10 protein-coding genes are annotated in these 11,672 nt (G+C 35.1%); 3 read left to right on the forward strand and 7 right to left on the reverse strand.

The annotated features are described in order from the left end of the window. Positions 1-20: 20 nt before the first annotated feature. From B5X62_RS01305 to B5X62_RS01330, 6 genes are read right to left on the reverse strand one after another with little or no spacing between them, the layout of a single operon-like run. Positions 21-1,046, reverse strand: coding sequence for a hemin-degrading factor (locus B5X62_RS01305; RefSeq protein ID WP_079665578.1), 1,026 nt, complete (start codon positions 1,044-1,046; stop codon positions 21-23). A 29-nt stretch (positions 1,047-1,075) separates the two neighbouring features. Next, on the reverse strand, positions 1,076-1,855 hold the full coding sequence (locus tag B5X62_RS01310; protein WP_079665579.1) for a heme ABC transporter ATP-binding protein: 780 nt from the start codon (positions 1,853-1,855) through the stop codon (positions 1,076-1,078). Beyond that, positions 1,852-2,895 (reverse strand): FecCD family ABC transporter permease, encoded by a 1,044-nt coding sequence (locus tag B5X62_RS01315; RefSeq protein WP_079665580.1) that lies wholly within the window; start codon positions 2,893-2,895, stop codon positions 1,852-1,854. The genes B5X62_RS01310 and B5X62_RS01315 overlap by 4 nt, the downstream gene beginning before the upstream one ends. Next, the gene (locus B5X62_RS01320; RefSeq protein WP_079665581.1) at positions 2,879-3,754 is read right to left on the reverse strand and encodes a heme/hemin ABC transporter substrate-binding protein; all 876 of its coding nucleotides are present in this window, start codon (positions 3,752-3,754) and stop codon (positions 2,879-2,881) included. The genes B5X62_RS01315 and B5X62_RS01320 overlap by 17 nt, the downstream gene beginning before the upstream one ends. A gap of 31 nt (positions 3,755-3,785) precedes the next feature. Next, a complete protein-coding gene (locus B5X62_RS01325; protein WP_079665582.1) occupies positions 3,786-4,886 on the reverse strand; it encodes an HmuY family protein in 1,101 nt (366 codons plus the stop codon). 13 nt (positions 4,887-4,899) lie between these two features. Then, on the reverse strand, positions 4,900-7,005 hold the full coding sequence (locus B5X62_RS01330; protein ID WP_079665583.1) for a TonB-dependent receptor plug domain-containing protein: 2,106 nt from the start codon (positions 7,003-7,005) through the stop codon (positions 4,900-4,902). A 110-nt stretch (positions 7,006-7,115) separates the two neighbouring features. On the opposite strand from B5X62_RS01330, the gene B5X62_RS01335 reads away from it, so the two are divergent. Both B5X62_RS01335 and lipB read left to right on the forward strand, forming a co-directional pair. Beyond that, on the forward strand, positions 7,116-8,399 hold the full coding sequence (locus B5X62_RS01335; protein WP_079665584.1) for a T9SS type A sorting domain-containing protein: 1,284 nt from the start codon (positions 7,116-7,118) through the stop codon (positions 8,397-8,399). 123 nt (positions 8,400-8,522) lie between these two features. Next, positions 8,523-9,236: a lipoyl(octanoyl) transferase LipB gene (gene lipB / locus B5X62_RS01340; protein WP_079665585.1), complete on the forward strand. Its 714-nt coding sequence runs from the start codon at positions 8,523-8,525 to the stop codon at positions 9,234-9,236. Between the two features lie 43 nt (positions 9,237-9,279). Here lipB and dgt read toward each other — a convergent pair whose 3' ends face one another. Continuing rightward, positions 9,280-10,638: a dGTP triphosphohydrolase gene (gene dgt / locus B5X62_RS01345; protein ID WP_079665586.1), complete on the reverse strand. Its 1,359-nt coding sequence runs from the start codon at positions 10,636-10,638 to the stop codon at positions 9,280-9,282. Positions 10,639-10,738: 100 nt separating this feature from the next. On the opposite strand from dgt, the gene B5X62_RS01350 reads away from it, so the two are divergent. After that, on the forward strand, positions 10,739-11,653 hold the full coding sequence (locus B5X62_RS01350; protein WP_079665587.1) for a T9SS type A sorting domain-containing protein: 915 nt from the start codon (positions 10,739-10,741) through the stop codon (positions 11,651-11,653). The last annotated feature ends 19 nt before the right edge of the window (positions 11,654-11,672 follow it).

The following is an 11,672-nucleotide window of genomic DNA, read 5'->3' on the forward strand; positions in this document are numbered from 1 at the left end:
AAAGTAAAATCAGATAAAATCTAATTTAAGTTATTCGCAAGATTGCGCCATTCTTCCAACTCAGGAATACCTGGTTTTCTTTTTCCAAAAAATTGAACAATAAAATCACCATCTTCGTTGAAAACTTCGATAGCATGCACCAATCCGTCTTCTGTCGGTTTTTTAACCAACCAAACATCAGCAATTTTGGAGGTGTCAAGATGTAAGTTAAAATCTGGATCCATCACATTAATCCAGCTTCCTTGCCAAAAAATCTTATTAACTTCTCCCGTATGGATTTGGATAATTCCGCGATTTCCCACAAAAACCATAATTGGTAATTTTTCGTCTGAAGCTTTATTTAATAGAGTTTCAACAGCCGAAGTTTCAAGTTTTGTTACAAATTCTGGTGAAGCCAAACGCAAAGCTTGCGTTCTCGAAACGCCAAATTTTCTCGTCATTGAGAAGAAGTCATGCGTGTCTTTCAGCTCTGACCAAGCTTTTTGGAAAGCCTCAACATCGATTTCGGAATCTGGCTTTTCATCAGCTTTTGCAGGAATCGCTTCAAAAAGAATCGTTGAAGTTTGATCTTCTGCTTTGTATTTTTCTACCAAAGCATCAAAAGCAGCATCGTTACTGTCTTTTGTTAAATAAATCTTGTGAAGCGCCAAACCATCTTTCCCAAAAAATTGCAAACTTTTTTTGTCGCCATCAACTACCGCAAACGCGTGCTTCCAAGAGTTAAGGAAAATCCTTAGATCGATATCTTCACCAACAAACAACTGTGCATGCGGACTCGAAAAATCTCCATTTTTGTAAATTCCTTTTCTTTCGTGGACGCATTCTTCATTTCGTGTCAAAGCCATCACTTTTCCTAGAACCTCAACATCTGTCAAAATCCCCGCAAAATCTGGTGTCAAAAGAGTTACCGTTTCGCCCAAATCTGTCATCAACAATTCGGCTTCGCTAACGCCCAATTCTTCGGCAGCATTTCTTATTCTTAGTCTTGGATTTTCAGTTTTTAACTGATTCCATTTTTCTTTTAAAGTTTGATTAATTGTACTCATTTTTAAAAAGTATTAAATGTTAAAAAAAATTAAGTTCCGAAAATGATCATCGGATTTTTATTAATCGGATTTTCGCAAATCTGACAAGGGAAACTATAAGTTTCAGAAATTTTTTCAGGAGTAAAAACATCGTTCGGTTTTCCCGAAGCCACAACCTTCCCGGCTTTCATCAACAAAATTTTATCTGCAAATTGCGCTGCCAAATTAAGATCGTGCAAAACGACAATCGCAGAATTTGCCTTTGCAGTAAAGTTTTTAATTAATTGTAATGTTTTGTACTGATGTTTAATATCCAAATTGTTAAGCGGTTCATCCAAAAAAATCAATTTGTGAGCGACATCATTCTGAAGTTGTGCCAAGACTCTTGATAAATGGACGCGCTGTTTTTCGCCACCAGAAAGCGAATTGTAATCTCGATTTTGAAGATGCAAAATATCAGTTTCAATCATCACAAAATTAACCGCTTCGTAATCTTCATTTTTAGCTTCATTATCAAAATATGGATAACGTCCCATCATCACAACATCCTTTACCAGCAACGGAATATCGTTACTATGATGTTGAGAAAATTTTGCTTTATGATGTGACAAATCAATGATTTTCCAATCTTTTATTTTTTTGTTTTTAAATAAAATTTGTTGGTCGGTATTTTCTTTAATTTCATTGGCTAAGATGCTCAACAAACTTGATTTACCAGCACCATTCGGACCGACAATTGCGAGAAATTCACCATATTCCACAGACACATCAACCGCATCTAGGATATGAAAATTTTTATGTTTATAATTGATTTGATGCGCCTCTATCATCGGATTGATTTTTTCTGTTTTAATAAAATAATAATGAAGATTGGTCCGCCCAACAAGGCTGTCAAAATCCCAATTGGTAACTCGGTTGGCGCAACAATACTGCGACTAATTGTATCCGCAATTAATAATAAAACTGCACCAAAAATAGCCGACAATGGTAGAATCATGACATAATTTGATTTAAAAATCAGTCTTAAAATATAAGGAACGATAAGTCCTACAAAACCAATTGTCCCTGAAAATGCCACGCAAGTCCCCACCATTAAAGCTGTGATCACGACGATTTGTTTTTTGAGTTTTTCTACATTGATTCCTAAATGTTCTGCATCTTTCTCTCCCAACATCATCGCATTAAGTGCTTTTCCTTTTGGTAATAAAAAACTGTAACTGATAATTAATACTACAAAAAGCACCAAATTTTTAGTCCAAGTTGCAGCTGCCAAACTTCCCATATTCCAAAATGTTAAATCACGAAGCTGGTCGTCTTTAGCCAAATAAATTAAAAATCCTGTTATCGAAAAACCGATGGCTGTAATCGCAACGCCCGTCAATAACATGATGACAACATTGGTTTTGCCTTGGCTTGTTGAGATTTTATAAACTAAAATCATCGCCAAGAGCGCACCAACAAATGCGGAAAGTCCAACCAAAGGAAGCTGCAAAAAGTCGGGTAAATATTCTCTAAAATGTCCGCCCAACACAATACTAATTGCTGCTAATAAAGTTGCGCCAGCTGTTAAACCAATTAAATCGCTGGTTGCTAAAGGATTTTTGAATAGACCTTGCAACGCCGTCCCAGAAACCGCCAACATACTTCCGATAAGAATCGCCATAACAATTCGCGCTAACCTGACGTCCCAAATCACATATTTGTCACTTAATAACAAGGCCGAATCTCCACTTGCAACTTGCCACAAAACAAAGAATGGCGATTTTCCATTAAAGTCGAAAACTCCAATATTAAGGGAAGTTGCTGCCAGCAGAACCAGCAACAAACCTCCCACTAACATGAATAGAAAAAGTTTATTTTGTGTTTTCAATTAGAAGTTTGTTAAGATCCAAAGCTGCTTCACCAAGTCGAGGTCCAAAGCTCGACACCAATCCACCATCCATTGCTATCACTTTTTTGTTCTTCCCAGCGTTAGTTTGTCCAACACCAGCCATTTTAAGAACAGCGTCGGTACCGCCGGCACCTTGTAATCCGCTATTGAACAAGAAAAGAATATCAGGATTAGCTTTAATCACCGCTTCTGGCGTTAATGGTTTGAAATCTTCGAAATCGTTGAAAGCATTTTCTCCGCCAGCCAATTCGATAAGCTTAGACATTGCTGTATTTTTTCCAGAAACCATCAAGTTGTTACCACGCGCATAGATGAAAAGCACTTTTGGCTTTTTCGCAAGTGGCTGAATTTGTTTGATATCATAATCAATTTTGTCATTTAATTTTTGATAATCGGTGTTACCAACAGCTTTTGCAACTTCTTCAATTAATTTTTTAGTTCCATCAACAGAAAATTCTTGTTTGAATAATTCTGTTTTGATGCCCGAAGATTTCATTTTTGCTAAAAGATCAGGATTGATGTCTTTTTCAGATGCCATAATCAAAGTTGGACTAATTGCCATAATAGGCTCAATCGTCATACTTCTAACGTGTCCCAAATCTTTAGCTGTAGCTTTTAGACTTTCAGGAAAAGTGCTCGTCACGTCTGTCCCAACAATCTCAGACTCGTGACCAAGTGCACTTAGGATTTCTGTAATTCCGCCTGATAAACTAACGATTTTGTTTGCAGATTTTGGCGCTTCCGAAGATTGTTGCGTTTCTGTTGTGTTTTTAGAATCGTCTTTTTTGCAAGAGTAAAGTGCAAGCGCAAATGTCGCTGCTAATAATACTTTCTTCATAGATATTGTTATTTAGAATTTTGATTAAATTTTATAATGGATCGTACTCAAAAGTTGTGTGTCCACGTTCGCCTTTGTCATTGGTCATCCTGTTAAATCTTAATTTAAAATAGAAACCGTCAGCACTTTTAATAATGAAGAAGCGGTTAGAATAGACTTGTGCACCGTTGCTACCAGTGGTAATTCGCCACTTGTCACCAATGGCTCGTTGATCGTTAAAAATAAATTTGGAAGCGTCGATATCTTTCAGTTTGAAAGCATTGTAGGCAGCGTCCAATGTCTGTCCAGTTGCAACATTAACCTGATATGCGCCAACACCATCAACAAGATTTGATACTACAAAATCTGCAAAAACATAGCTTCCAGCCGCTTGACCTTCGGCGGTGTAGACTTCATTGGTGAAAACGGTGAAGCCTAAATCCCACATTTTTTTCTTAGGGTGAATGACAACTTCACGTTTTTGATTTAGGTTTAAAAATTTAAAATTATAGTCAGAATCTTTACTCACGACATATTCTTGATGTGAACTCTCTTCTAGCTTAGCATATTTTATTTTGTAAGCAGTAGCGGTTTTTAAAATTTGAATCTTCATCCAACCACGATGTTCTCCACCTGTAATCACAGAGCCAGTCGTAATTGTACCATCATAAATGTCGCGTCCCATGTTAAGGAGATAAATTGAGTTATCGGAATCTGTATCTTTAATTTCTCCTATTCCGCTGGTTTGGTTTCGAAAATCACCATTTGGGTTATCAATATATTTAAGATTGTTGGCATCGAAAGTTCCGATTTGAATTTGATCCTGAAGTGCTTCAACATCTTTTGCAGTGATTTTATCGATATCTGTCGCATTGGGAATTTTACCAACCGCCGAAATAATTGAAGAATTAATCAACACTCGAAATTGTTCTCCCGTATAGAAAGCCAAATCCCAATCCGTTCTTTTATTAGTCGTCATTTCGCCAGTCGAAAGATGCACCCAAACTTGATTAGGTTGTGCGGCTCCACCAATATTTGGAGTAAGATTTTTTCCAGAAATTGGCGCTAACTTCACTGGATCTTCGTCAGCAGACAAACAAGATTGTGCAAGTATTGTCAACACAGAAAAGCCTAATATTTTTAATAATTTCATTTTTTAAAAGAGTTTAAAATTGATAAGATAATCTTGCGAAATAACTTCTTCCATAGAACAAATTGAGATTCCCCGAAGATTCGTTATGACCACTAGCAGCAACCGTTGTATTTTTAATAGTTGTAACATCAAAAAGGTTTTTAACACCTGCAGAAACTTCAAATCTATTCTTCCAAAAAGATTGATTCACCATAAAATCTAACATCGAAAATGCGCCAATTTCGCCCAGCTCGTATTTAGAATTTCGGTACACATAACGCTGTTCTCTACCATTGTATTTATAAAAAGCAGAAATTGAAGTTCCTAATTTTTCGAATTTATAAGTTGCCGAAGCACCCAATTGTAATTGATAATTGTAGTCATCTGGCGCGGTAACATTCGCTTCTTCCAAACCTCGTTTAATGGCATTAACAGAAGCTTTGAATCCAAATAAAAATTGATCTTTTTTGACATCAAAATTTCCTGAATACAAAATCGAACTAAAATTATTAATATTTAAAAATTTGTAAGTTGACGGCTCTTTAATCATCACCATTTCGATTTTATCTTTTAAATCAAGGTATAAAAAGTTGAGTCCGTAATTGATTCGCCAATCATTTTGAGTTTTAAAATTTTGATCCCAAAATGCACCAATCGAATATCCAACTTCAGGATTTAAATCTGGATTACCTTGCAAATCATGATTGGTGTTGACAAAATAAGTGAACAATTCATCGTAGGTCGGCAACTTGTTCGCACTACCTAAAACAGCACGCAGGTATGAATTTTCGGAAGTTTTTAGCTTGGCTGACAATGAATAATTGAATTGATTTTTGAACTGATTACTAACAGTCAATCTCGCGCCTGGACGAATTGAAAACTTGTCGCTAACATTCCATTCGGCGGATAAAAAATTGGCGTAAGTAAAGATTTTTCTTGAAACATTGTCGCCAAAAAAGTCACCAGCAATTAATGCGGCGTAACCATCTGTGTGATCCAACTCGTAACCTAATTGAAAATCGAAAACTTTACTATTTAAGAAATTACTTAAAATCGCTCTCGAATAAAAAACATCAGTTTTGAAGTAGGATTTACTAGCTTCAGTTGATTTGACTTCTCTATTTGGGATGTCATAAAGTTTATCCTGATATTCTCGATTTTGAGATTGGTAAGAAACATCCGCATCAAATTTAACATGACCAAACTGGCTTTGTACATTCAGTTGATGAATCCATCGTTTTGTATTGTAATCGCGATCTATCGCTGTGTAAGTTATGCCACCAAGCCCATCGTTAAGAGATTCTCTCGACACCAACGGATTGTAATAATTGAATTTTTCTCTAAGAAATGACGCCTTATAAAAAATACTCATGTTTTTATTCTGATATTTCAAAACAGCATTGGCATCGTATTGATCTTTTGGATTCCAGTCGTAGCCTCGTAGATTATCTTGTTCAAAATACTTGTAACCCTGCAAATTCCCTTTGAAACCCATAAACTGATTATGATTAACCGAAACACTTGCAAACCAATTCTTGTCAATATTATAATTTAGGTTTACATTTTGAATGTGTCTTCCGTTACCTTTTTTGCGAATATCATAATTATCTCGTACAGTTTCTTCTTGTAAAGTCAAACGTCCAGACAGGGTTTTACTACTCGATTTTTTTGTAATAATGTTAATAACACCAGATAAGGCGCCATTGCCGTACTCTACACCCATGCTACCTTTCACTACTTCGATTCGCTCAATATTGTTAACACTCAACTTCGTCAAATCAATATTGCTACCAAGTCCAGTATCACCAACAACAGGAATATTATCAATTAAAATTTTAACATAATCGCCACCCAATCCCAAAATATTTGCAGTAGAATTTCCAGATTTAGAATCCGATAAGACTAACATATTCAGGCTCTGGTTAAGGACTTCTGACACATTGTTAGCAGCCATCGCTCGAATTTGAGTTTCATTAATAACCTCAACTTTATAGATTGATTTGTCGATAGTTTGAGCTTTGTATTGTGCAGTCATCACAACAACTTCATCAATCTTTTTGGTTTGGATTGAATCTAATTTTTGTGCTTTAACTGCAATTGAAAGTCCTAGAACTACGATTGGCATTAGCTTCCTTTTCATGAACTAAAAAATTTTGACAAATATATAATTTTATTTAGAACAATTAAAAATAATTATATAGTTTTGTAGAATAATTCTAAATAACAATTTTAAACTTTACATTTTTCTCTATGAAAACAAAATTATTTTTAGCGTCAATGTTAGCCTTAATGGTTCAGACTCAAGTTGTAGCACAGACAGACGAATTAGGCTACAAGACGGTAAATCTCTCAATGGGACCATCTTATCAGAATCAAGTATTCTTCAACTTGACTAATGAAAACACAAAATCGCAATTGGCGAATCAATGGGATATTGCGTTTTATCGAAATTCTAACATGGATATGGGGATTAAGGTTAACGATGCTAAAGACATCAAAGTCTATCAAGTTTCGGCGACGCCATCAGCTTATGACGCTGTAGATTTATCGCAAAAATCAACTTGGGGCGAATCTCTTTATAACCCAGATTTAACAAATAGAATTCAAGAAGGTGCCTTTGACAAAGCCACTTTATTACCACAAGGGCAGTTCAATTTTGGTTGGGGTTCATACGACATGGTAACTCATAAGATTACAGGAAAAGTCACTTTTGTGTTGGAATATGGTGATGGATCGTATTACAAATTCTTCATTAATGAATTTTATGGCGGCTATACTTTCAAATATGCAAAATGGAACGGGTCGTCTTGGGAAGCTACACAAACTAAAACTGTTGCAAACGGTTCTGATGATGCATTTTTTAACTATTTTTCATTTGATAGTGGTGAAAAAGTTAACAATATCGAACCAACAAAAAATGATTGGAATTTTATGCTAACAAGATATTATACATTTTACAATAATATCATGATGTATCGTATGTCAGGAATTGTCCAAAATCCAAACATTAAAGTAGCGAAAAAACAGCCCGAAACACAAGCTAGTTCGACCTATTCAACGCCAGAACAATCCGATTATTCGGATATCATTACAAGTATTGGTCATAGTTGGAAACCTACAAGTGGTGTACATCCAGATGTTGTATATTACGTAAAAGACGCTAGCAATTATTACAGATTATATTTTACAGAAAATGGTGGCACAACGACTGGGAATGTAAGTTTTAAATACAAAAACATCACCTCAGAACTTGGTGTTACTGACCTTGGCAAAAAAGCAAGTTTCGGTGTTTATCCTAATCCTATTTCGAATAAAAAAGCAACCATTCTTTTCGATGTTAAAGAAAATTCTAGCAACAACGGAAGTGCAGAAATCTACGATTTTTCTGGTAAAAAAGTTTTTGAAACTAAGCTTAGTAAGCAAAACGGTCTTCAACAACAAGACCTGAATCTTTCTAATTTAAATACAGGAACTTATCTTTTAAAAATCACTTACGGAGGTATTTCTGAAACTAAAAAAATTATTATTAAATAAGAAATCCATATCAATTTCAGATCATCTTTTATTAGATGGAAAGCTCATCAAATTTGGTGGGCTTTTTCATTTTAATATCGACAAAAATAAATGTAAATTTGTGTGAATAATTTTTCTACAATTATGAATCATAAACTAAATAAAATAGTAAAATTTGAAGATCTTGGGACTCGCGATTATATGCCGACTTGGGATTATCAAGAAGCTTTGATGAAAGAAAACCTAGACATCAAAGTAAAAAATCGCGATACTGAGCCAGAGGAACAAGAAATAACGAATAATCATTTGTTATTTGTGGAGCATCCACATGTTTATACTTTAGGAAAAAGCGGACACGAGGATAATATGCTCGCCAATGCTGATAAACTAAAGGAAATCGAAGCAACTTATGTTAAAGTAAATCGCGGTGGCGACATTACTTATCACGGATTTGGGCAGATTGTTGGCTATCCGATTTTGGATTTGGAAAACTTCTACACGGACATCCACCGTTATATGCGCGATTTGGAAGAAGTTATCATCCGTACCATTGCAGAATATGGTCTAAAAGGTGAACGTTCTCCAGGCGAAACTGGCGTTTGGTTAGACGTTGGAAAACCTTATGCTAGAAAAATTTGTGCAATGGGCGTTAAGGCTTCTCGTTGGGTAACCATCCACGGTTTTGCATTAAATGTGAATACCAATATGAAGTATTTTGATTACATTGTACCTTGCGGAATTACCGATAAACAGGTAGCTTCTCTTAAAAATGAACTAGAACACGAAGTTGATGTTGAAGAAGTAAAACAAAAAATAAAGAAACATTTCGTGGACGTTTTTGAGTGCGAATTGGTTTAAAACAAAAAAGCGATTTCAAAATTGAAATCGCTTTTTTATGTTTTTAAACCGTCATTCCGATTTCGATACCTTTTATTTTTCTATAAAGATCGGTCGCATAATTGTCCGTCATACCAGAAACAAAATCCAAAACGCCCAAAACTTTGTCATAGACACTTCCCTCTTCATAAACAAACTGTTTTGGGATAAGCTTTAGAGCCATTTTATCATAATTTTTTCGCTCCGATTTTTCTAAAATAATGGATGGAATAAAATGATCTAGCAATTCGTACATAACATTGTAGCCAGCATTTTCGATTTCGATGACTGCTTTATGATTGTAGATTTTCTCAATAGAAAAACGTTCGATTTCCGTTAACGACGAGCTTTCTTGTTTAAAAATATCCAACAAAGCTTTATCCATTGTACCATCAATAATTTTATCAAAATTAGCTTGATATGTCGAAATCGATTTATTAATCAACGAGTTAATAACTTTCGCTCGCAAATAAGAAATTCGCTCATTAGGATTTTTAATAATATTGAGTTTATCATTAACACGTTTGATGTCATCAGGATTCACAGATTTAATTAAATCAATAAACAAATCTTCGCAATCTCGAGAATTAACAATGCCCAAACGGTGCGCGTCTTCCATATCGATGATGCTGTAACAGATATCGTCCGCCGCCTCTACCAACCAAACAAAAGGATGTCTTTTATGGATAATTGGTTCGTCGCTTTCACGCTGCATGCCTGTTGCATTAGCAATTTCTAAAAATGTAGATTTCGAATTCTGAAAAAAACCAAACTTCTTGCGATGGATAATACCTTTTTGCTTTGCAATCGCTTCACAAGGATATTTCGCGATACTCGCCAAAGTCGAAAACGTTAGTTGTGTTCCACCTTCGTCTTTACCTTGTTGCTGATGCGTCAACACTCGAATCGCATTAGCATTTCCTTCAAAATTAACAAGATCCGCCCATTCTTTCTCGTTAAAAAGAGGTTTAAGATCTTTTTCATTTTGTTCAAAATAACTAGCAATCGCGTCTTCGCCAGAATGTCCAAAAGCTGGATTTCCGATGTCATGACAAAGACAAGCTGCTGCAATCACATCACTTAACTGATATTGGTAAAAATTATTAGAAGTTTCGTTAAGATCGTTTTTATAATTTTTTGAAACAAAATCTCCGATTAAACTTCCCAAACTACGACCAACAGACGCAACTTCTAGAGAATGCGTCAAACGATTGTGTACGAAAACACTTCCCGGCAAAGGAAAAACTTGTGTTTTATTTTGCAATCTTCGAAAAGCCGACGAAAAAATAATTCGGTCAAAATCTCTCTGAAAATCTGTTCTAGACACAAAAGTTGGTTGATGATTTCCGGTGCGTTGGTTGGTAAAAAGCTCGTTAAGATTCATAACACAAAAATACAGAATCCGATTTCAAAAGCCTAACAAAGACTTGGATTTTCATCTATTAAAAAATAAATCAGTATTATTGTAGCCCTAAAAAAAATTTATGAAGAAGTTTTATGTATTAGCAGCACTTTCTGTTGCTAGTTTAGCATTTTCGCAAAATGCAATTTCATTCGAAGCCTCAGAAGGTTTTACACTTGGTGACATCAATGGTCAAAACGGTTGGGAAGTAACTGAAAGTAGCGACGGACCTTTAACTAACCAGATTATCACAAACGAAAAAGCAAGCAATGGAAATTTTTCTTTTAAAAATGCACACGTTGATGAGTACCAAGACCAATGGTTCCCGATAATGGGTGTAGAAAAAACCTTTGCAACGCCTTTAGATTTTAATGACACAACTATTTCTTACGATTTTAATGGTTCTACAAAAGGAGGTTCAGATTTTGAATTTGCAGTCTATGCAATAAATGAAGCAACTGAAGAGTTTGACACTTTATTGGCTACAGGTTTTGAAAATCGCGGTATGATATATATTTGGAACGAAAATTTTTCAGAAATTGGATACGCAAATAAAACGTGGGAACCGAATAAGTGGTACAATATGAAAGTCCACATTACGGCTGAAAAAATCACATATTATCTAGATGATGTTCAAATTTTTGAAAATCCTAATAATTCAAAAGTAAATATATTAGGAATGAATTTTTTACATAATAACTATGGCGGAAATGCATATTATGACAACATCAAAATAAATAATGTTGACCTTGCAACTTACGAAGCGCAACATTCCACAGGCTTAAAAATCTATCCAAATCCAGCAAAAGATATCGTAAAAGTCGATAGCAAAGATACGGTTGAAACCTACAACATCTTTAATATGGCGGGACAAAAAGTGCTTTCTGGAAGCAATGCTAAAGAAATTAACATTCAATCTTTAGCAAAAGGAAATTATATCCTTCAAGTTAAAACTAAAGACAACAAAACGCAATCAACTAAGTTGGTTAAGAACTAAAATTGAATCCTGCTTCGGC

This window comes from Soonwooa buanensis (assembly GCF_900167905.1).
Classification (GTDB): domain Bacteria; phylum Bacteroidota; class Bacteroidia; order Flavobacteriales; family Weeksellaceae; genus Soonwooa; species Soonwooa buanensis.